Raw genomic sequence first — 19,828 nt, 5'->3', positions numbered from 1 at the left:
CTATGATAGAAACCGTTCCGTTACATTATCCAATTCAAAATTTTGAATCATCGCAACCTCAAGTGGTGACGATGGGCTTTTTTGATGGGGTCCATTTGGGTCATCAAGCAGTGATACAAGCAGCTAAAGCGGAAGCTGATCGGTTAGGGGTACCGCTAGCGGTCCTAACTTATGATCCGCATCCAGTTGTGGTGTTTAAGACCCTCACGCAGCCCTTACATTATTTAACGCCACTTGATCAAAAGGTGGCCTTATTTGAAGCGCTGGGCGTTGATCGCGTGTATGTGATGCGCTTTACCTCGCAATTGGCACAACTTGCGCCCCAGCAGTTCGTCGATGAGGTGCTATTGCCCTTACAACCAATGACTGTGGTTGCGGGGTTTGATCACCTCTATGGTGGTGATCAACAGACGGCCAATATGCAAGTATTAGATCAGTACGCCGCCAACCGCTTTGATGTGATTACGGTACCACCTTTTGAAGAGTCACACCAAAAAGTAGGCTCTTCGGCAATCCGACGTGCGTTAGACGCTGGCGATATGCAAACAGTTAATCATCAGTTAGGGCGTGTTTATCAAACGACTGGCACAGTTGTTCATGGTGAAGCACGCGGACGTGAGTTGGGTTTCCCTACGGCTAATATTCAAACACCAGAATTAGAATGGCTGCCTGGTATTGGGGTTTATGTGGTTGGGATTGAAATTGCTGGACAGTGGTATCAAGGGATGGCAAGTATCGGCCGAAACGTCACATTTGGTGATGCCCGACCAATCACTGTTGAAATCAACATTTTAGATTTCAAACAACAAATTTATGGGGAAGCGGTGACGGTTGCTTGGCATCATTACTTACGCGGCGAAGTCAAATTCACGTCGGTACCTGATTTAATCACGCAGTTACAGCACGATGAACAGGCGACACGACAGTATTTTAAAGCACTTAACAAGCGTTAAGTGCTTTTTATTTGGCACTCGAATAAAAAGAGTGCTAAAATGCTTGCATTTTTTTCGGAAAGGGTGTATGATAATAGATGTTAGCAGTTGGTATCTATGAGTGCTAAAACGGAGGTGATGGCATGCTAACAGAAAGACAAAAATTAATTTTAAGCGCCATCATTTACGAGTACACACACACTGCGCGAGCAGTCGGGTCGAAAAGTTTGCAGGAACAGCTTGATATTAAAGTGAGTTCCGCAACAATTCGTAATGAAATGGCTGCATTAGAGTCAGCTGATCTGATTAAAAAACTACATACTTCAGCGGGACGGGTACCGTCGTGTGCTGGTTATCGTTATTATCTCGATCACCTCATGGCGACACGTCCCGCAACACAGCAAGATGTGGCGATGGTGATGCATTCGTTTCGTGGGATTTTTCATGAAATTGATGACTTGCTTGATGAAGCTGCGCGGACGCTATCAGAATTAACCGGTGCAACTGCTTTGATTTTGAAGCCAAAAGGGTTAAACATCAAAGTGTCGGGGTTCCGTTTGGTGCCGTTGGAGAATCATCAGTTAATTGCCGTGCTGGTAACCAGTGACGGTAAAGTGACCAGTCAGACATTCAAATTACCGCGCGAGTTAGCGATATCATCGTTAGATAGTATGGTTAAGTATATCAATGATCAGATGATTGGCCATCCGATTTTGGAAGTGTTGCAACTGATGCAATCAGATGAGTTGCCAACGCAAATGAATCGGGTGATTAAGACACCAGCTGCCTTCTTGCAATTGTTTGGCGACGTCTTAGCGCGATCGATTGGCGATAATGTGCATATTGGTGGTCGACTGAACGTGTTGGATTTCGGTGAAAATGTTGATGAAACACAGAAAGTGAAGCATTTGCTAGAGTTTCTGTCATCAGCACCTGATATCCGACGTGTGGCGACAGCTGTCCCACATCAGGTGACAGTTAAGATTGGGCAAGAAATCGATGAACCCTTATTACAATCCTTTAGCTTGATTACGAGTGCCTTTCAGGTACCAAATCAAGGGGATGGGGTGATTGCATTGCTTGGCCCAATTCGGATGCCTTATGCGCGCAACGTCTTGTTGATGGATGCCTTTGGTGAAGCGTTAAGCCAAAAGATGCTCGAATATACATAAATTAGGAGGTCACTTACGTGGCAGATGAAGCGAAAGAAGCAATGAAGAACGACGAAGAAATCGTTGTAGAAGATGGCGCAGTTGATGATGAAGCTGTAACGGAACAAATCGAAGCAGAAACTGATGTTTTGCAAGAAGATGAAGCACCAGTAGAAAATTCAGAAGCAAGTCAAATTGCAGACCTTGAAGCTAAGGTTGCGGAATTAGAAGACAAGCTGTTGCGTTCACAAGCGGAAATTCAAAATATTCAACAACGTCATGCCCGCGAAGTGCAAAATGTGCGCAAGTATGATGGTCAGAAATTGGCCGGCGCAGTTTTGCCAGTGGTTGACAATCTTGAACGCGCATTGCAAGTTGAAGCAGATGATACAGTAACAAAGCAAATTAAAACAGGTGTTGAAATGACACTGAAGACATTGGTGCAAGCCTTAGCTGATAATGGTATTTCAGCAACGGGTGAAGTTGGGGAAGCATTTGACCCAACGAAGCACCAAGCCATTCAAAGTGTTGCCTCAGAGGATGTTGCGTCTGATGAAATTGCCGCTGTTTTGCAAAAAGGCTATATGATTCAAGATCGCGTCCTTCGACCAGCAATGGTTGCCGTGGCGAAATAACAACAATTGTCATGGTGATTCAGCGTGTGCACCACACCTTAAAAAGTTAAAAAATAAAAGATTAAAAAAGTAAAGGAAGAATTAATTCATGTCAAAGATTATCGGTATTGATTTAGGAACAACAAACTCAGCAGTTGCCGTCCTTGAAGGTGGCGAACCAAAGATCATCACAAACCCAGACGGCGGTCGTACAACACCATCTGTTGTGTCATTTAAGAATGGCGAAACACAAGTTGGTGACGTGGCTAAGCGTCAAGCCATCACGAACCCTGACACAATTATTTCAATTAAGTCACACATGGGTGAAGCTGGCTACAAGATCAACGTTGACGGCAAGGACTACACACCACAAGAAATTTCAGCCATGATTTTGCAATACATCAAGGGTTATGCTGAAGACTACTTGGGTGAAAAGGTTGAAAAGGCTGTTATCACAGTGCCTGCTTACTTCAACGATGCACAACGTCAAGCAACTAAGGATGCTGGTAAGATTGCCGGTCTTGAAGTTGAACGTATCATTAACGAACCAACAGCTGCTGCGTTAGCTTATGGTTTGGACAAGTTGGATAAGGATGAAAAGATCCTTGTTTACGACTTGGGTGGTGGTACATTCGATGTGTCTATCCTTGAATTAGGTGATGGTGTCTTTGAAGTTTTGTCAACAAATGGTGACACACACCTTGGTGGTGATGACTTCGATAACAAGATCATTGATTACTTGGCTGAACAATTCAAGGCTGAAAATGGCATTGATTTGAAGGAAGACAAGTTAGCTTTGCAACGTTTGAAGGATGCCGCAGAATCAGCTAAGAAGACGTTGTCTTCAGCAACTGAAGCACAAATTGATTTGCCATTTATTGCTTCAGGTGACCAAGGCCCATTGCACTTGCAAACATCATTGACACGTGCAAAGTTCAACGAATTGACAGCTGACTTGATCAAGAAGGCTGAACAACCAGTTTTGAATGCTTTGAAGGATGCTGGTTTGTCATTCTCAGACATCGATGAAGTCATCTTGAACGGTGGTTCAACACGTATTCCAGCCGTACAAGAATCTGTTAAGAAGTTGACTGGTAAGGAACCTAACCACTCAATCAATCCTGATGAAGCGGTTGCCCTTGGTGCAGCAGTTCAAGGTGGTGTGATTACTGGTGACGTGAAGGACGTTGTCTTGTTGGATGTGACACCTTTGTCATTGGGTATCGAAACAATGGGTGGTGTCTTCACAAAGTTGATCGATCGTAACACAACGATCCCAACATCAAAGTCACAAGTCTTCTCAACAGCTGCCGACAACCAACCAGCTGTTGACATCCATGTCTTGCAAGGTGAACGCTCAATGGCGGCCGACAACAAGACTTTGGGTCGTTTCCAATTGTCAGATATTCCTGCTGCAAAGCGTGGTGTGCCACAAATCGAAGTGACATTTGACATTGACCGTAACGGTATTGTTTCTGTATCTGCCAAGGATTTGGGTACGCAAAAGGAACAAAAGATTACGATCCAAGCCGCTGGTGGTTTGACTGATGAAGAAATCGAACAAATGATGAATGATGCAAAGGCTAACGAAGAAGCCGATGCAAAGAAGAAGGCAGCCGTTGATACACGTAACGAAGCTGACCAATTGATCTTCTCAACAGAAGCCACACTTGAAGAAGTGGGTGACAAGTTGGAAGAAGATGCTAAGAAGGCAACAAAGGATGCCCTTGAAGCATTGAAGCAAGCTAAGGAAAAGGTCGGCGACGATGTTGAAGCTGACTTGACTGAATTGAAGGAAAAGTCAGAAGCATTGGCTAAGGCTGCACAAGAATTAGCCATGAAGCTTTACCAACAAGCTGCCCCACAAGAAGGTGCTGAAGGTGAAGCAAAGCCAAAGGATGATAACACAGTTGATGGTGACTTCGAAGAAGTTGACCCATCAAAGAAGTAATCCTTTGACGACAAATCAATTCGTGACGATCATTTAAGCATAAACGAACCGCATCCAGTTGGATGCGGTTCGTGTACATAATATGGAAAAGGAGCGGGCTGTTGAATAATACAGAATACTATGACCGTCTTGGCGTTGATAAGAATGCCAGCCAAGATGATATTAAAAAAGCATACCGAAAATTATCAAAAAAGTATCATCCTGACTTGAACCAAGAACCAGGTGCCGAAGAAAAGTACAAAGAGGTTCAAGAAGCCTTTGAAACGTTAGGCGATCCCCAAAAGCGTGCCCAATATGACCAATTTGGTCCAGCCGGCGCCAATGGTGGCTTTGGGGGCCAAGGCTTTGGTGGTTACCAACAAGGTGGCTTCGGTGACTTCTCTGATTTGGGTGATATTTTCAGTCAAATGTTTGGCGGCGGCTTTGATCCGAACCGACCACGCAAGGGACAAGATTTACAATACCGGATGCGCTTAAGCTTCGAAGAAGCCATTACTGGTAAGGAAGAAATCATCAAGTTTAATCGTGGTGATGGCCCTCATGAAATTAAGGTGACAGTTCCAGCCGGTGTTGAAACAGGTCAACAAATGCGTCTGGCTGGTCAAGGTGAAGAAGGCGTTAACGGTGGCCCACGGGGTGATTTGTTCGTGGTCTTCCAAGTTGCCCCTTCAAAGGACGGCTTTGAACGTGATGGTGCTGATGTCTTCCTTGAACAAAAGATTAGTTTCACGAGTGCTGCCTTAGGGGATGAAATTCAAGTTAAGACAGTACAAGGTGACGTGAAGTTGAAGATTCCTGCTGGTACGCAAACAGGTAAGCAATTCCGTTTGCGCGGTAAGGGTGCACCACGTCTACGTGGTACAGGCAATGGTGACCAATATGTCACAATCTTTGTTGAAGTGCCAACGTCAATGACTAAGGATCAAAAGAAGGCCTTGGAAGCCTTCCAAGAAGCCATGACTGGTAAAAAGAAGAAAAGTTTCTTTGATAAGTTAGAAGAATTAACAGAATGAAGACGATAAAACGCACAGGTCTCCCCGTGCGTTTTTTTATGATTTTTATATGATGAAAAATGAAAAAATAAAGTGAATATGCTATAGTAAAACTTAATATATTTTATGAGGAGATAGATGATGCGTTTAAAAGCACAATTGGCTGGTTTTAGTACCTTGCAGACTGAGCGCTTGATATTACGTCCAGTGCAACCGGATGATGCTGAGGCGATGTTTGATTATTTACGTGACGAAGAAACAGTCCGCTTTATCACGGTGCCACCGGTAAAAACAGTGACGGAAGTCATTGAAAACAGTATTCAAAGTTATTTTATGCTGGATCCGATTGGAAAATGGGCGATTGTCTATGACCAAAAAATGATTGGGACGATTGATTTACGCCTCAATGAAGCGCACCGGCAAGCGGAAATCGGTTATGTTTTAAATAAGCGTTATTGGGGCCAAGGTATCATGCCAGAGGCGGCACAAGCCATTTTGGCGGTGGGATTTGATCAGCTGCAATTAGTACGTATCTTTTCTGAACATGACACGCGTAACCCAAAATCAGGTCGGGTGATGACTAAAATTGGTATGCAGCAAGAGGGCGTGGCACTTAAATCACAGATTATTAAAGGTGAAATAGTAGATATGGTACATTATGCCATCACAGATACGCAATACAAGATGTTGCAACAAGCAAAAAAGTCACAGGCAACCCTGTGACTTTTTGGTTAATCAATATATTTTGTGTCGTCGTTGACTTCCCAAGGAGCGGTCATATCAATGTGATCGTAGTACAAGTGGCCATGCAAGTGGTCGATTTCATGTTGGAAAACGATAGCAGGATAATCACGTAACTTAATCGTCTTAGTTTCACCTTGTTCGTTTTGATAACGGACTGTGATCCGGTTAGCGCGGGGGACAAAACCAGGCACATCTTCGTCAACAGATAAGCAGCCTTCACCAACATCTAGGGCAGCACGCTTAACAGATTCTGAAATAATGACAGGATTGAAGATCGTGCCCTTAAAGTAAGGTTCATCATCGCGTTCGTGGGGATCCAATGAAGGAATCAACACAGCTGCCATTTGGAGTGATTCGCCAACTTGTGGGGCCGCTAAACCAACCCCTGGCCGCAAACCGTACTTTTCGTTTTGTGCTTCATCTTGTGAGATCATCAAGTAGGTCATCATATCTTCTGCTAGTTGTGCGTGTTCTTCACTGAGTGGGAAAGGTACTTTCTCAGCAACTTGTCTGAGAACTGGCTCCCCATCACGTGTGATTTTATCCATTGTAAATCGAATTGTCATGTCTTTTCACCTCCATAATAGTATATCAAACTGGCCAACAGGTTAAAACTCCTAAACGCGTTAGGCAGCGCAGTTTTATACCGATTTTTATTTTTTTGTGCCACCAGCGTCGCCGTTAACGCCTTCTTCGGTACCTGGATTCCACCAATTAACGTGGGCATTGGTACGTTGGGTACGTAAATTAAACAAATCAACAATATCTTGCGGTGCTTGTTGCCAAGTGTAGTGGGTTTTCAATGCTGCATGGGTGATAATACGGTATTGCGTTGATGGGAAGAGACAACTAATAATCGTGAGTGTTGGCGCTTTGGTTGGATTAAGGACCGCAATGTCATTTTTAGTCACTGTGGTTTGGCCGGTAATCTCATAAACAAAAAGACCCGAAGCATTAGCTAAAATAACCGGCTCACCATTCAACCAGTCGGATCCCTTCAATTGGCCGTTTTGAATGTAGGGCCAATCATGATTATTAGATTCTTGCAAAGCACTAAAGCCAGATTGGCCATCGTTGAAATTATGGCCAGCCAAGCCGTAGTTACCTTGACCCATAACAGGTTTTTGGGTACCGAGCGGATCGACTGCTGACCGATTGGCGTAATTGGCACCAGCATCTAAACCTTTATTTGAATAGGCATCATTATAAATAGGGAGGAGAATAAAGCGGCTGGGGATGGCGACAAAACCTTGTTTTTCTAAGCCCTTTTGCGCTTGTCGCATGACCATTTTGGCAATCTGATCGCGTGAAGTCGTATCGTTTTTGGCTTGACGCGTTTGTGCCTTTTGCCGCTGTTTTTGGAGCGTATTGAGCGTGTGGTCTTTGAGTTGACCAACATTATTTTGGTAGAGATAGTCTAGCCCCAAGGTGATGCTGGTGACCAAACTCGCCACCATGAGTGCTTGATAAAACCACCGCAAGGATTGTTTTTTAGGGCGATGTCGCAAGTAAGCTAATCCAAAAACAAACAACATCACGAGTCCAAATGTGAGACCCGCCAAGTATAGTGGGTGCCAATTCAAAATATTTAAAAGACCTTGTATCATCTGTTGTGCCCTCATGATTGATTTGACAAAGTGTTAAAACTTGTCAGCGTGTTGTTTAATACCTCCAAATCATTATACAAAGAAGCGCATTGATTTCATAGGTTTTCACACGCCGATACACGATCGCGACGCTATCATTAGCAGCCACTAATTGGTTGGCCGGTAAATCGGTTGCAAGGGGATGTATGTTACAATAATTTTAGCTAAGGATCGCTAAAATAGTGGCTGAAGCGGTAAAATAGAGATAAGTGATGAAAAATTTGAAAGATTGTAGAAAATAGAGTAATGAGTGAAAATTATACGTTACCAATCGATGGTAGTTGGACAGTTGAAGATATTGTGGCGGTATCTCATTTTATTGACAGTGTGTTAGCTGTTTATGAAACTGGTGTCGCTAAAGCCACGTTACTGGCACGTTATGACGCATTTCGTGATGTGATGCCGGCAAAAAGTGAACAAAAGCGGTTCGATCGTGATTTTGAACGCCAAACAGGTCACAGCATTTATCAAACGATGAAACTGGCGCAAAACACGACCAAAGATCGGGTACGCGGATGACACTGAGCCAATTTGAAATTCAAGAAATTGACCAAACCGTCCTGTTGTGGCTTGATGATGTACGCCAACAAACCTTAGCGGCAATGACGCAGGAATTAAACGTCGGCACCAAAAATAATCCGCGGGATTTGGTGACCAATGTTGACCGCGCAAACGAAACGTTTTTAAATACTAAAATTCGCGCCTTTGATCCGGAAGCCCATATTGTCAGTGAAGAAGGCTTTGGCGATCAGCAACTGGATATGCAAGGGCATGTGTGGTTTGTAGATCCCATTGATGGCACGATGAATTTCATCAAAGAAAAATCGGACTTTGCGATTATGATTGGCCTTTATATCGATAATCAGCCCGTTTTGGGGTGGATTCTTGATGTGATGAATAATGTTGTTTATCACGGCGGACCAGAAATAGGCGTCTATGCCAACCAATTACGCGTTAGCGCCCCTAAAAATGAACCTTTGTCTGAAGGGTTAGTCTTGTTAAGTGGTGCGCGCTTATTGTATGGGATGTTTGGCTATGATGACATTGCCAAAGCCGCTTTAGGTTTTCGGATTATTGGGGCTGCGGGTCCATCATTTATTCGCGTTATTTTAGGCCAGGCGGTCGGTTATTCCTCTAAAATGATGCCGTGGGACTTTGCGGCTGGCCAAGTTTTGGCACAAACGCTCGGATTGTCAGTTTCAGATATTGACGGTAAGCCCCTAGATATGTTATCATCTAACATAGTATTAGTGGCTACAAATCGTGCGCATCGTGATATTTTAGCGTTGCATCAAAGCTAGGGCACACCAGTCCCTAGCTTTTACTATGAGAAGAGTAGCATTTAAATTAAAGGAGCACTAGGAAATTGGCAAATCGCGAAGATATTCGTAACATCGCTATCATCGCCCACGTCGATCACGGAAAGACGACGTTGGTTAACGAACTTTTGAAGCAATCAGATACATTGGACTCACGCAAGGAATTGGGTGATCGTGCAATGGATACAAACGACATCGAAAAGGAACGTGGAATCACAATCTTGTCAAAGAACACAGCCGTTAAGGTTGGGGACAAGCAGATCAACATCTTGGATACACCAGGACACGCGGACTTCGGTGGTGAAGTTGAACGTATCATGGGTATGGTTGACGGTGTTTTGTTGGTTGTTGATGCCTTTGAAGGCACAATGCCACAAACACGTTTCGTGTTGAAGAAGGCCTTCGAACAAAACTTGACACCAATCGTTGTTGTCAACAAAGTTGATCGTCCAGGCGCACGTCCAGAAGAAGTTGTTGATGAAGTGTTGGATTTGTTCATTGAACTTGGTGCCGACGAAGAAGATTTGGACTTCCCAGTAATCTTTGCTTCAGCAATGAACGGGACATCATCATTGTCACCAGATGTTGCTGACCAAGAACACACAATGAAGCCAATCTTTGACAAGGTGTTTGAAACAATTCCAGCACCTGTTGATAACTCTGACGAACCTTTGCAATTCCAAGTGGCAATGTTGGATTATAACGACTTCGTTGGTCGTATTGGTATCGGTCGTGTTAAGCGCGGTACGATCAAGATGGGTGATAACGTTGACGTGTTGAAGCTTGACGGTACAACACAATCATTCCGTGTCACAAAGCTTGCTGGTTTCATTGGTCTTGACCAAGTTGAAATCGAAGAAGCTAAGGCCGGTGATTTGATCGCGGTTTCAGGTATGGAAGACATCTCAGTTGGTGAAACTGTTGCTGATCCTGCCCACCCAGAGGCTTTGCCAATCTTGCGTATTGACGAACCAACTTTGCAAATGACTTTCCGTCAAAACGACAGCCCCTTTGCTGGTCGTGAAGGTAAGTTCGTGACAGCACGTCAAATCGAAGACCGTTTGCGTCGCGAATTGCACACTGATGTTTCTTTGCGTGTTGAAGACACTGACCAAGCTGGTGCATGGTTAGTTTCAGGACGTGGTGAATTGCATTTGTCAATCTTGATTGAAACAATGCGTCGTGAAGGCTTCGAATTGCAAGCTTCACGTCCACAAGTTATCTATCGTGACATTGACGGCGTGCAATCAGAACCATACGAATCAGTTCAAATTGATACACCTGATGAATATGCCTCAACAGTTATCGATTCATTGAACCAACGTAAGGGTGAAATGATCAACATGGAATCTGTTGGTAACGGTCAAACACGTTTGACTTATATGGCACCTTCACGTGGTTTGATTGGTTACTCAACTGAATTCATGTCAGCAACACGTGGTTACGGTATCTTCAACCACACATATGCTGAATACCGTCCAGTTGTTCGTAACTGGGAACCAGGTCGTCGTAACGGCGCTTTGGTTTCAATTAACCAAGGTACTACTTCTAACTATGCCATCATGGGTGTTGAAGACCGTGGCCAAATGTTCGTTGGTGCCGGTGTTGACGTTTATGAAGGTATGATTGTTGGTATGAACTCACGTGACAACGATATTTCTGTCAACGTGACAAAGTTGAAGCCACAATCAAACGTGCGTTCATCAAACAAGGACCAAACAGCCTCAATCAAGACACCACGTGTCATGAACTTGGAAGCTAGCTTGGAATTCTTGAACGATGATGAATACGTTGAAGTAACACCTGAAAACGTTCGTATCCGTAAGGCAATCTTGAACACGGCTGAACGTGAAAAGGCTGCTAAGCGTCGTAAGGCATCAAAGTAATTAAATTGATTAAGAACCACTTGTGGTTCTTGCTCATGGAGATATGGCACAATCTGGTACTGCAACGGACTCGAAATCCGTCGAGCCGCGTTTCGCGGTGTGCGGGTTCAAATCCCGCTATCTCCTTAGATATATTTCAATAGCTTTCATAGGGTGCTATAATCCTTGATATGACAGCGTTTTATATGATTAAAATTTCATAGCGTGCTATGGGGTTTCAAGTATTCAGGTACTTTTTAGGTACAAAAATCAAACAAGCGAGTGGGCATGTAACAGCAGCGATGCTGTTTTTTTATGCAATAAATACATATTAGATTTATAAATATCCATAAGTACATAATTCTCCAGTAGTGGAGAAAATTATTTGTCGACAGAAGTGTCGATAAACACGGTTGTTAATTGCACAACAAAAGCCCCTGATTTAATCGTCAGAGGCTTTTTTTTATTTAAAAATGAATGCTTGGGAACACTATTGGAATGAATACTAATAGATTTAAAACACTAACAAATGCATAAGCGGAACCAGCTAGCCACTTTTTATCACGGAAGCGGTCAAAAGCATAAGAGCCGACTACCACTGATATTAATAGTGATAAAATAGCCCTTGCATAAGTATTTACTACACTATGATCTGGGTAAATAAATGTGACAACAGCTAAAATGATCGCGACAACAACTAACAGTACTCTGAATTGAGACATCTTGTTACGTTTATTTAAATCTTCCATATTTTTTATCCCTCCGTCTCTGGCTTATCGTCAGAGGCTTTTTTATTTTGGGCTTCTAAACTTTTAACTAACTTTGTAAACGTTTCGATAGTATCTTTGTAGTCGTTATCGTCATCAATTGTATTGTGAATCATATTATTTAGCGCATGTAGTATCACAGTTATGTTTGTTAATTCATCTGAATCATCATCATATCTATCGTACATATCCAAAACCATTTGAACAGCGTATGCAATGTTTAATGATTCAAAATCACGAAATTTTGTTTTGCTTATACGATCGAGTTGAGTGCTCAACATCCTATCATTGCTTTTCCTGAATGTGTCGACAATATTTGATACTTTTTTACTAATATCGCCCATATTCATCAATTCGTTTAACGGAACGTCATAATAATCAGCCAATGTCACCCATGTCTCGAAAGATGGATTTCTACCTCCCTTGTTTGGCCATTTTTCATACCTTGCTAATGAAGTAGGTGTTAATTTTAAACCGAGATCATTCAGTTCAGTGACAGCTTTTGACAAAGTCAAACCTTTTTTAGTTCTTAATTCTTTTAGTCTATTCATGCTTTAATTATAACAAAAACAACTATAAATGACCACTTGGTAAAAAAACTATTGACAAATGACCAACTGGTCAGTTATACTTTAGATATTGTTAAATGACCAACCGGTCAAAAGGAGCGGAAATGAAAGCATTAGAGAAAAAATTTGTCGACAAAATTGTTATTGCAAAAGCTTTAAACAGATTGAGTATTAAAGCGTTGGCTAATTTAAGTGGCGTCAACCACGTTACAATGTCAAAAATATTGAGTGGCGAGCAAACTATTGTTCATCAATCAACGTTTGATAAATTAAATAACTGGTTACAGGAGGAGAAGAAATGATTTCATGGATTGAACAACTTATTGGCATCATCGTGGTAGTCGGTGGAGCATTCTTAATCGGCTTGGTAATGGGGGAATCGCTACATGAATGAGGATACAAAAAAAGCCCTTGAAACGAAGTTTGGCGACCGAGTTCAAGAGACTAAAAATAAATTTATCAACTCAAATTATATCATAAAAAGTCATGAGTTGATAGAGCAAGGTTTCAAAGTGTATTTGTTAGCACAGGGGACGAACGCCCCGTATAAAGGCTCACAAGGACATTTAGATGCCACAAATGACGTTTATAAGCTGATAGATATGTTCAACCAATATGGCGCTAACAGCAACATAGGCATCAGTTTGGCTGATACAGGTATTGCTGTGCTAGATGTTGATAAACACTCTACAAACGGCTTTCAGAGCCTCATACAGTCAGGGCATACATTAAACCTTGATGACCAAGTGTGGGAAATGACGCCAAGAGGCGCTCACGTATTCTTTCAAATACCAGACGGTGTCAAGGCTGATGAATTAAAACATGATTTAATGGCTGGCGTTGAATTACTCACTGGCAAAGTGACAGTCGCTCCGTCCGTTAAGCTAGTAGACGGCACAGAAGCCGAATATAAGCACTTTGGTGGCAATATAAGCGAGTGTAGCGTGATGCCTGATTGGTTGGTTGACCTAGCTTCTAACGTACCCACAAGTGGGCATACAGCTTCGAAGCGTGTTCCTAAATATTCAATAGATCAGCGGATTCAGATGATTATAAATGGATTTACCGAGGGCGAGCGAAATAACCAGATTATGAGCTTTAGTGGTTGGTTACTTGGCATTCGGAACATTGATCCAAATGGTGTGTACGAATTAGTGCAAAAAATCAATTCTTATTCAGCCGTTCCTTTACCTGATAAAGAAGTAGATGCTATTTTTCGATCAGCGTACAATCGGGAAGTTAAACGTGCATCTATGGGAGGACGTTAATGTCAGAAATTTATAAAAAAATTGAGCGAATTGAGCCTGATTGGTATTCAGAATTTATCAGAAACAAGAATGGCGATATTAAAGAAAAGGTTATGACAAACGTCACGCTCATTTTGCAAAATGATCCATTATTCAAAAACCTTTTTAAATTTAACGCCTTTGCTGAAGAAAAAGAAATGTCTAAAGATTTACGTGTGTCAGGCGGTGTTATCCAAAAAGGTGCAATGCACGATGTCGATGCCCTGTTTTTAATCGCTTATATCGAACGAACATATCACTTTGCTGTGACTGAACAACTGATGTATTCATCAGTGACTATGGTTTCACAACTCGAGGATAACTGTTATAACCCAACAACTAATTATTTTGATTATGCCGAGGAACATTGGGACGGTATCGAAAGAGCAAGCACCTTTTTAGTTGAATTTCTTGGCGCACCAAAAACAGACATTACTACTTTGATTACAAATATATTTTTTATTGGGGCGGTTGCAAAGGCTTATAACCCTATGACGAAGTTTGATTTTTCTCTCGATATTGTGGGCGATCAAGGTACTGGTAAAACAACGCTATTAAAGAAATTAGGTCGCGAATTTTACGTAGATACGATTCAAGACTTCAAAAATAAAGATGAATACATCAAAATGCAACGTGCTTTGATTGTACACGATGATGAGATGCAAGCAACTAATGCCAGTGGGTTTGATGTTTTAAAAAAATTCTTATCAACTGAAATTCTAGAATATCGAGCGCCTTTCGGTCGAAATAGTGTTCGTCATGCGAGACATTTCGTAGTTGCCCGAACGTCTAATCAAGTCGATTACTTGAAAGATAAGACAGGGAACAGGCGTTTTCTACCAATCTTATCAAGTCGTGAAAAGCAAGTGAAACACCCATATACAGATTTAACAGATGAATTGGTCTTGCAATTTTGGGGCGAAATGGTGCATAAGTACAAGACGATCGGCATTCAATACCCAACAATAGAAGAAAGTGAAGCGTTAGAAAAGTACCGCGAAAACTTTGTATATGTTGATGAGATTGAAAACCAAATAAATATTTTTCTTGATAATACTGATTTGGAATGGGTAGCTAGCTCTGATATTGCTGATAAAGCGCTTGGCGGAGTTGACTTAGTTAAAAATCAGAGCATTTCTAGAAAGATTAATAACATTATGAATAATAAACCTGATTGGCGCAAAGGACGAAAGGGCAATGGACGAGTTTGGTGGAGAAAGTAACGTACAACACGTACAGTTCACGTACTGAAAAAGTTGTAGTAGTGTACGTAAACAAACGTTGATATATCGGCACTTATTCACGTTCACGTACAGTACGTATATGAAATTAAATATTAATTTAAAAAGAATAATTCTAACACTTACAAATACTATATATATTGTTGGATAAGAAAAAGGTGTACATACTGTACGTGAACATATGAAAGTCATGTGGCAGTAGCAACAAGGTACGTACACTAAGAATTGAATGGTGGCGTCAGGTGTACGCGAGGAGAAAAAAATAATGAAAATGGATCAAAACAAATTAGTAGAAATTATTGAAAAACAGAATAGCTACATTGGGCAATTAGAGGTAAGTACCCAGAAGTTTTCACAACAACAGCGTGAAATGGCAATTGAGTATCAAAAGTTGTTCGACATGGTACAGGTGCAGAGGCTCATGGTTAAACTACTTGGCACTGATATGAAAAAGATAGCAGAGGGCGACTACTCTGTTAATCCAGTACCAGCAAAAGAGATGAAAGATATTAAGCGCAAGATTATGGATATTATTGGGAAAGAGATTTAAGGAGATAAAAACATGGAAGATAAAGATTTGCTATTTGATTATTTATATCTGACAATCGGTCATTTATTGTCAGATATTGAAGATGTGAGAGACTGTAATGCTAGTTTTTACGGTCATCATGAACATTTAGACGATCAGACCGAGTCGATGGGGACCACAGTATTATTATTGGGGGATTTAGTAGATAAGCTCAAGGAGGTATCAAAATGAATTGGGTTGTATTGGTCATTATGTTGGTGTTGGTAGCATACATTTTTTGGCAAAGACATCTGATCTACGTTTTCCGTGAAGCGGGTCGATTTAACAGCTTTTATGCTAAACAGTTACGAGCATTGGCAGACCAAGAAAAGATACAAGTGCAACGAGCTAATTTGTGTTTACGTTCTATTGGTTATGATTTAGATAAAGTTGCTAGTGGCGACTTAACGTTTAAAAAGCCAACACAGCAAGAGGTGGACGACATCATGAAAGAACACTACGCATTACAAAGCAAGTCTAAACAGATTGATGCACGCCTCGAAGTTGAAATGGAAGAATATGACGGTGGGAGGGAATTTGATAACTATGGCGGATAAGACAGATGCACTTTTAACAGATTATTATTCTGGTGTGATTGACACTAAGATTCTATTACGCAGATCTGAATTACAGTGGCGACCGAACGATGACAACGCTGGTATCAAGTCATTAAACAAGCACACACGCCCATTAGATGATTTACTAGCTAGATATGAGGCGGATAGTATCTTACACGAGTTGACAAGTCAATATGATGCGATTAAGCGCTTAGAGTTGACGTTCAGTGCTGAAACACGCCAGATTGTTCAGATGCACTATGATAGGCGTTCACGATTATCTTGGGCGATCATATCCATGCGAATCAACTTATCTGAACGAACGTGTCGCACCTATCAAAAGGCATTCAAGGACAGTGTAGCCAAAGCCTTTGCTGAATTGGATATAGCAGTGTAATTGCCATTAGTCTGCCGTTTTATATCAGTAAACCGTGGCATAATTGTAGTATGGAAAAATAAGCGGAGGTACTCAATGAGATTACATAGATGTGCCGAAGTTGGTTGTCGTGAGTTGATTAAGTTGGGATTTGATTATTGCGATGAGCATTACAGTAAACGTATGGCATCATATCATGATAGACGAGCCAAAGCAGATGAGCTTAACTCTCGAACATTAAGAGGTCAGCGTGATAAGGCTGAATACTTTAAGCAGTACAACGATAATGTCAGACCAGAGTTAGGACACGAGTTCTACCAGTCGAAGCAATGGGAACACATTAGTCTATACATTAAGCAAAGAGACATGTATACTGATGCAGTTGACGGTAAGGTGTACGATCAGGGCGACTTAATTGCAGACCACGTTGTCCCGCGTAGATTGCTCAAGTCGAAAGCCGAGCAGTTAGATATGGATAATCTATGGTTGCTTAGTCGCTCGCATCACAGCCATAAGACAGCCATTGAAAATAAGATGACAGATGACAAATTAAAGCATTTAAGCCGTGAATGGTGGAAGAAAGTTTTGAAGAATTGATTGCGGTCAGTTCTTTTTTTTATTGCGTACATGGTTGGAGGGTGGGTACGTGAAAGTGAAGTGAGTCTTTTATCATCGATAGCTTGAATGTTCCAGTCGCATGGTGGGTGGGTGTTGTTCTATCGTTGATGTTTGTACCGTTTCAGTTTTTCCTTATTCCGTTTTAAATTTTGAGCGACATCAAAATTACCCCGCCCTTTCGTTGTTAAAGGGAAGCAATTCACAGAGTTGGCTTTCTCGTTAAAATAACGAGTTATTTTTTCGTTTTCAGTCAACTGCTGGGGCAATATCCAAGGTTGCCTTTGCGTACATATAAAAAAATTAAAGGAGGTAGATAATGCCTAGAAAAGCTAAAATAACAACTTCAACAAGTGATGAAAGTTACCAAAGAGAACGTACTGAAGCCTTGAAAGAAGCAAATTCAGAATTGAATCAACTACCAAAGACAGCGCCTAAACATCTAACTGGTGTGGCAAGTCGTTTATGGACTACTATCGTGCCAGCGCTTAATCAATTGGGTTATATCACAGTGGCGGATAAGTCAACACTTGAAGCCTTTTGTATCAATTACAGTGTTATGCGTGAAGCCTATGAGTCTATTAAGTCCGTTGGAGCTGTTTATATGAATGACGGTAAAGTGATCAAGAACCCAGCCACAGCGGTTTTAAACGATGCCACAGGTAAGGTTAAGTCACTGGGTGGAGACTTAGGACTAAGCCCAAGCTCTCGTGCTACGTTAATTGATATGGCAAGTAGCGATGATAATTCTTTGAGTGCTGATGCTATTGCTGATATGTTTGGCGGTAGTAAATGATTGAGAAATATCAAGATGTCATAACTGAATATGGGGCAGATGAACCCACTATTAAATATGCGATTGGTGTTTTAACAGGGAAGATCATTGCGGGCGATAAAATCAAATTAGCGGTTGAGCGCCACTTATCTGATTTGCAACGTGTTAAGAGTGATCCAGATTTTCGTTATGCTTATGATGTAGAACGAACGGACAAGATTATCAAGTTCAGTACACTACTGGTTGACCTTGAAACACGTGAGCCGTTTAAAATCAGTCCCTATGAAGCGTTTATAGTAGGTATGTTAGAGGGCTGGAAAGAGCCTGATACAGGCGGTAAACGCTTTGATAGAGCTATCATATCAATGGCTCGTGCGAATGGTAAAACAGCCATTATGGCGCTGATAAGCCTATTTAATTTCTTATTTGGGCAACCAAACACAAACAGACAGTTAGCCGTAGCGAGTGCAGATACAGCGCACGCTGATGCATTGTTTAAATACATGTCTAGCCAATGGGCGAACCTTGCAGACGGTACATTTTCTAAAATGGCGAAGCAATGGGGTATTGAATACAACCAACGTGAGATGCGTATTAAAAGCCAGTCAACGACTATGCGTAAACTAAGCGCATCATCAAGCACGACAAGTGACGGTATTGGTCATTTTAGTTATGCAGTTGTTGATGAGTATCATCTGTTTAAAGACCGTGCTTTTATCAATTCAATTACATCGGGTCAAACGTTTCTACCGTACTCACAAACGATATTTATTAGTACCAGTGGTACAGATGTCCGTAGTCCAATGTTTGCAGATTATAAGCGTTACAGCTCTTATCTGGAGCAAAAGACGTGGCATGAGATTGATAATATTCTGTTTCTAGCATGGGAACAGGATAGCGATGATGAAGCCTTTGGAGATCCAAGTGTTTGGCAGAAGTCTAACCCACTATTTGAGTTAGAAAGCAAACGCAAGTCAGCAATTCCAAAGATGACCGCTGAACGTGATGAATTAAACTCACAGGGACGATTACCTGACTTTCTAACCAAGAACATGAACAGGTGGCAGAACGCTAAAGAGAATGCATTCCTGCCAGTTGACCTGCTCACACAGGCGATTATTCCAGAGTTCAATATGCAAGGCAGAGATGTCTATATTGGGTTTGATTACAGCCAGACTAATGATGACACCGCCATAGCCTTTGTATTCCCTTATACAGACGAGACAGGCAACCAAAAATTTCACTTGTATCAACACTCATTTATTCCATTGGCTAAGTTGGGAACGATTGAAGCTAAAGAACAGCGTGACGGCATCAACTATCGAGACGTTGAAAGCAAGGGCTTTGCGACAATTACTCGTGACAGATTTGGGCTGATTGATGAAGATGAGGTGTTCAATTACATGTTGTCATTTATTGAAGCCAATGATCTGAATGTAAAGGCAATTCTTTACGACCAGTGGGGCGCTGGTAAGTTTATCAGGCGACTTGATGAAGTCAAAGAAGAGTATCTGATTATTCCAGTTCGTCAGGGTATTAAGTCGCTCAATGAACCCACAAAGTTCTTACAAACAGCGTTTATCAAGTCACAAATAACCATGCTTGATGACAACGCCATGTTTGGTGCGTTATCTAATGCAGTTATTGTGCAAGATAACAATGGTATCAAGATTGATAAGAACACCAACAGCGCAAAGATTGATATTGCTGATGCCATAGTCAATGCTTTGTATGAGGGCATGTGGTACTTTACGCAGTTTAGCAATGCACCAGACGAAAAAGACAAAAGCCCCTTTGCTGGTATGAGTACAGATGAAATTAATGACTATTTTACAAGCGGTTTCACATTTTAGAAAGGAG

Annotated in this window: 23 protein-coding genes and 1 tRNA gene; 20 read left to right on the top strand and 4 right to left on the bottom strand. The window is 41.7% G+C overall.

Features of this window, described 5'->3' with window-relative positions:
- Window positions 1-2: 2 nt before the first annotated feature.
- The 6 genes from ribF to A9176_RS07855 all read left to right on the top strand — a co-directional run bounded on the left by ribF (window position 3) and on the right by A9176_RS07855 (window position 6,363).
- On the top strand, window positions 3-953 hold the full coding sequence (ribF, locus tag A9176_RS07880; RefSeq protein ID WP_077283082.1) for a riboflavin biosynthesis protein RibF: 951 nt from the start codon (window positions 3-5) through the stop codon (window positions 951-953).
- Between the two features lie 122 nt (window positions 954-1,075).
- Window positions 1,076-2,104 (top strand): heat-inducible transcriptional repressor HrcA, encoded by a 1,029-nt coding sequence (gene hrcA / locus A9176_RS07875; RefSeq protein ID WP_068852339.1) that lies wholly within the window; start codon window positions 1,076-1,078, stop codon window positions 2,102-2,104.
- Window positions 2,105-2,145: 41 nt separating this feature from the next.
- Window positions 2,146-2,718, top strand: coding sequence for a nucleotide exchange factor GrpE (gene grpE, locus A9176_RS07870; RefSeq protein ID WP_077283279.1), 573 nt, complete (start codon window positions 2,146-2,148; stop codon window positions 2,716-2,718).
- 88 nt (window positions 2,719-2,806) lie between these two features.
- Window positions 2,807-4,648, top strand: a complete 1,842-nt coding sequence (dnaK, locus tag A9176_RS07865) for a molecular chaperone DnaK (RefSeq protein ID WP_077283080.1) — start codon at window positions 2,807-2,809, stop codon at window positions 4,646-4,648.
- Window positions 4,649-4,749: 101 nt separating this feature from the next.
- Window positions 4,750-5,661, top strand: a complete 912-nt coding sequence (locus A9176_RS07860) for a DnaJ C-terminal domain-containing protein (RefSeq protein ID WP_010005145.1) — start codon at window positions 4,750-4,752, stop codon at window positions 5,659-5,661.
- 120 nt (window positions 5,662-5,781) lie between these two features.
- A complete protein-coding gene (locus tag A9176_RS07855; protein WP_077283078.1) occupies window positions 5,782-6,363 on the top strand; it encodes a GNAT family N-acetyltransferase in 582 nt (193 codons plus the stop codon).
- Window positions 6,364-6,371: 8 nt separating this feature from the next.
- On the opposite strand, the gene def is transcribed toward A9176_RS07855, so the two are convergent.
- Window positions 6,372-6,950: a peptide deformylase gene (def, locus tag A9176_RS07850; RefSeq protein WP_077283076.1), complete on the bottom strand. Its 579-nt coding sequence runs from the start codon at window positions 6,948-6,950 to the stop codon at window positions 6,372-6,374.
- A gap of 87 nt (window positions 6,951-7,037) precedes the next feature.
- Window positions 7,038-7,991: a class A sortase gene (locus tag A9176_RS07845; RefSeq protein WP_077283074.1), complete on the bottom strand. Its 954-nt coding sequence runs from the start codon at window positions 7,989-7,991 to the stop codon at window positions 7,038-7,040.
- Window positions 7,992-8,276: 285 nt separating this feature from the next.
- Here A9176_RS07845 and A9176_RS07840 point away from each other — a divergent pair, with 285 nt between their 5' ends.
- The 4 genes from A9176_RS07840 (at window position 8,277) to A9176_RS07825 (ending at window position 11,361) form a co-directional block, all read left to right on the top strand.
- The gene (locus tag A9176_RS07840; RefSeq protein ID WP_029510371.1) at window positions 8,277-8,549 is read left to right on the top strand and encodes a UPF0223 family protein; all 273 of its coding nucleotides are present in this window, start codon (window positions 8,277-8,279) and stop codon (window positions 8,547-8,549) included.
- Window positions 8,546-9,331, top strand: coding sequence for an inositol monophosphatase family protein (locus A9176_RS07835; RefSeq protein WP_055307685.1), 786 nt, complete (start codon window positions 8,546-8,548; stop codon window positions 9,329-9,331). Before A9176_RS07840 ends, A9176_RS07835 begins: the two co-directional genes overlap by 4 nt.
- Window positions 9,332-9,396: 65 nt before the next feature.
- Complete coding sequence (typA, locus tag A9176_RS07830; RefSeq protein WP_010002267.1) at window positions 9,397-11,235, top strand: translational GTPase TypA; 1,839 nt, start codon at window positions 9,397-9,399, stop codon at window positions 11,233-11,235.
- A 37-nt stretch (window positions 11,236-11,272) separates the two neighbouring features.
- Window positions 11,273-11,361 (top strand) — tRNA-Ser (locus A9176_RS07825).
- A gap of 320 nt (window positions 11,362-11,681) precedes the next feature.
- Here the strand turns inward: A9176_RS07825 and A9176_RS07820 are convergent.
- Window positions 11,682-11,963: a hypothetical protein gene (locus A9176_RS07820; protein WP_077283072.1), complete on the bottom strand. Its 282-nt coding sequence runs from the start codon at window positions 11,961-11,963 to the stop codon at window positions 11,682-11,684.
- 5 nt (window positions 11,964-11,968) lie between these two features.
- A complete protein-coding gene (locus tag A9176_RS07815; RefSeq protein ID WP_077283070.1) occupies window positions 11,969-12,532 on the bottom strand; it encodes a helix-turn-helix domain-containing protein in 564 nt (187 codons plus the stop codon).
- 122 nt (window positions 12,533-12,654) lie between these two features.
- Between A9176_RS07815 and A9176_RS07810 the strand changes: the two genes are divergently transcribed.
- The 10 genes from A9176_RS07810 to A9176_RS07765 all read left to right on the top strand — a co-directional run bounded on the left by A9176_RS07810 (window position 12,655) and on the right by A9176_RS07765 (window position 19,821).
- Complete coding sequence (locus tag A9176_RS07810) at window positions 12,655-12,852, top strand: hypothetical protein (protein ID WP_077283068.1); 198 nt, start codon at window positions 12,655-12,657, stop codon at window positions 12,850-12,852.
- A gap of 84 nt (window positions 12,853-12,936) precedes the next feature.
- The gene (locus A9176_RS07805; protein WP_077283066.1) at window positions 12,937-13,818 is read left to right on the top strand and encodes a bifunctional DNA primase/polymerase; all 882 of its coding nucleotides are present in this window, start codon (window positions 12,937-12,939) and stop codon (window positions 13,816-13,818) included.
- Window positions 13,818-15,059, top strand: coding sequence for a virulence-associated E family protein (locus A9176_RS07800; RefSeq protein WP_077283064.1), 1,242 nt, complete (start codon window positions 13,818-13,820; stop codon window positions 15,057-15,059). The genes A9176_RS07805 and A9176_RS07800 overlap by 1 nt, the downstream gene beginning before the upstream one ends.
- 283 nt (window positions 15,060-15,342) lie before the next feature.
- Window positions 15,343-15,627: a hypothetical protein gene (locus tag A9176_RS07795; protein WP_077283062.1), complete on the top strand. Its 285-nt coding sequence runs from the start codon at window positions 15,343-15,345 to the stop codon at window positions 15,625-15,627.
- Between the two features lie 12 nt (window positions 15,628-15,639).
- On the top strand, window positions 15,640-15,837 hold the full coding sequence (locus A9176_RS07790; protein WP_077283060.1) for a hypothetical protein: 198 nt from the start codon (window positions 15,640-15,642) through the stop codon (window positions 15,835-15,837).
- Entirely contained in the window at window positions 15,834-16,202 is a 369-nt protein-coding gene (locus A9176_RS07785; RefSeq protein ID WP_077283058.1) for a hypothetical protein, read from the top strand. Before A9176_RS07790 ends, A9176_RS07785 begins: the two co-directional genes overlap by 4 nt.
- Window positions 16,192-16,599: a DUF722 domain-containing protein gene (locus A9176_RS07780; protein WP_077283056.1), complete on the top strand. Its 408-nt coding sequence runs from the start codon at window positions 16,192-16,194 to the stop codon at window positions 16,597-16,599. The genes A9176_RS07785 and A9176_RS07780 overlap by 11 nt, the downstream gene beginning before the upstream one ends.
- Before the next feature lie 162 nt (window positions 16,600-16,761).
- Window positions 16,762-17,175 (top strand): HNH endonuclease, encoded by a 414-nt coding sequence (locus tag A9176_RS07775; RefSeq protein ID WP_347512233.1) that lies wholly within the window; start codon window positions 16,762-16,764, stop codon window positions 17,173-17,175.
- A 337-nt stretch (window positions 17,176-17,512) separates the two neighbouring features.
- Window positions 17,513-17,989, top strand: coding sequence for a phage terminase small subunit P27 family (locus A9176_RS07770; RefSeq protein WP_077283052.1), 477 nt, complete (start codon window positions 17,513-17,515; stop codon window positions 17,987-17,989).
- Window positions 17,986-19,821, top strand: a complete 1,836-nt coding sequence (locus tag A9176_RS07765) for a terminase large subunit (RefSeq protein ID WP_077283050.1) — start codon at window positions 17,986-17,988, stop codon at window positions 19,819-19,821. Before A9176_RS07770 ends, A9176_RS07765 begins: the two co-directional genes overlap by 4 nt.
- The last annotated feature ends 7 nt before the right edge of the window (window positions 19,822-19,828 follow it).

This window comes from Leuconostoc garlicum (assembly GCF_001998805.1).
Classification (GTDB): domain Bacteria; phylum Bacillota; class Bacilli; order Lactobacillales; family Lactobacillaceae; genus Leuconostoc; species Leuconostoc lactis.
Note: the sequence above shows the minus strand (reverse complement) of the source record. Positions and strands in the feature narration are given on the sequence as shown.

What these genes read in the sequence shown, in the direction of transcription:
- ribF (WP_077283082.1), top strand. Translation starts at nt 3, where the DNA reads ATGATAGAAACCGTTCCGTTACATTATCCAATTCAAAATTTTGAATCA.
- hrcA (WP_068852339.1), top strand. Translation starts at nt 1,076, where the DNA reads ATGCTAACAGAAAGACAAAAATTAATTTTAAGCGCCATCATTTACGAG.
- grpE (WP_077283279.1), top strand. Translation starts at nt 2,146, where the DNA reads ATGAAGAACGACGAAGAAATCGTTGTAGAAGATGGCGCAGTTGATGAT.
- dnaK (WP_077283080.1), top strand. Translation starts at nt 2,807, where the DNA reads ATGTCAAAGATTATCGGTATTGATTTAGGAACAACAAACTCAGCAGTT.
- A9176_RS07855 (WP_077283078.1), top strand. Translation starts at nt 5,782, where the DNA reads ATGCGTTTAAAAGCACAATTGGCTGGTTTTAGTACCTTGCAGACTGAG.
- def (WP_077283076.1), bottom strand. Translation starts at nt 6,950, where the DNA reads ATGACAATTCGATTTACAATGGATAAAATCACACGTGATGGGGAGCCA.
- A9176_RS07845 (WP_077283074.1), bottom strand. Translation starts at nt 7,991, where the DNA reads ATGATACAAGGTCTTTTAAATATTTTGAATTGGCACCCACTATACTTG.
- A9176_RS07840 (WP_029510371.1), top strand. Translation starts at nt 8,277, where the DNA reads ATGAGTGAAAATTATACGTTACCAATCGATGGTAGTTGGACAGTTGAA.
- A9176_RS07835 (WP_055307685.1), top strand. Translation starts at nt 8,546, where the DNA reads ATGACACTGAGCCAATTTGAAATTCAAGAAATTGACCAAACCGTCCTG.
- A9176_RS07820 (WP_077283072.1), bottom strand. Translation starts at nt 11,963, where the DNA reads ATGGAAGATTTAAATAAACGTAACAAGATGTCTCAATTCAGAGTACTG.
- A9176_RS07815 (WP_077283070.1), bottom strand. Translation starts at nt 12,532, where the DNA reads ATGAATAGACTAAAAGAATTAAGAACTAAAAAAGGTTTGACTTTGTCA.
- A9176_RS07810 (WP_077283068.1), top strand. Translation starts at nt 12,655, where the DNA reads ATGAAAGCATTAGAGAAAAAATTTGTCGACAAAATTGTTATTGCAAAA.
- A9176_RS07805 (WP_077283066.1), top strand. Translation starts at nt 12,937, where the DNA reads ATGAATGAGGATACAAAAAAAGCCCTTGAAACGAAGTTTGGCGACCGA.
- A9176_RS07800 (WP_077283064.1), top strand. Translation starts at nt 13,818, where the DNA reads ATGTCAGAAATTTATAAAAAAATTGAGCGAATTGAGCCTGATTGGTAT.
- A9176_RS07795 (WP_077283062.1), top strand. Translation starts at nt 15,343, where the DNA reads ATGAAAATGGATCAAAACAAATTAGTAGAAATTATTGAAAAACAGAAT.
- A9176_RS07790 (WP_077283060.1), top strand. Translation starts at nt 15,640, where the DNA reads ATGGAAGATAAAGATTTGCTATTTGATTATTTATATCTGACAATCGGT.
- A9176_RS07785 (WP_077283058.1), top strand. Translation starts at nt 15,834, where the DNA reads ATGAATTGGGTTGTATTGGTCATTATGTTGGTGTTGGTAGCATACATT.
- A9176_RS07780 (WP_077283056.1), top strand. Translation starts at nt 16,192, where the DNA reads ATGGCGGATAAGACAGATGCACTTTTAACAGATTATTATTCTGGTGTG.
- A9176_RS07775 (WP_347512233.1), top strand. Translation starts at nt 16,762, where the DNA reads ATGGCATCATATCATGATAGACGAGCCAAAGCAGATGAGCTTAACTCT.
- A9176_RS07770 (WP_077283052.1), top strand. Translation starts at nt 17,513, where the DNA reads ATGCCTAGAAAAGCTAAAATAACAACTTCAACAAGTGATGAAAGTTAC.
- A9176_RS07765 (WP_077283050.1), top strand. Translation starts at nt 17,986, where the DNA reads ATGATTGAGAAATATCAAGATGTCATAACTGAATATGGGGCAGATGAA.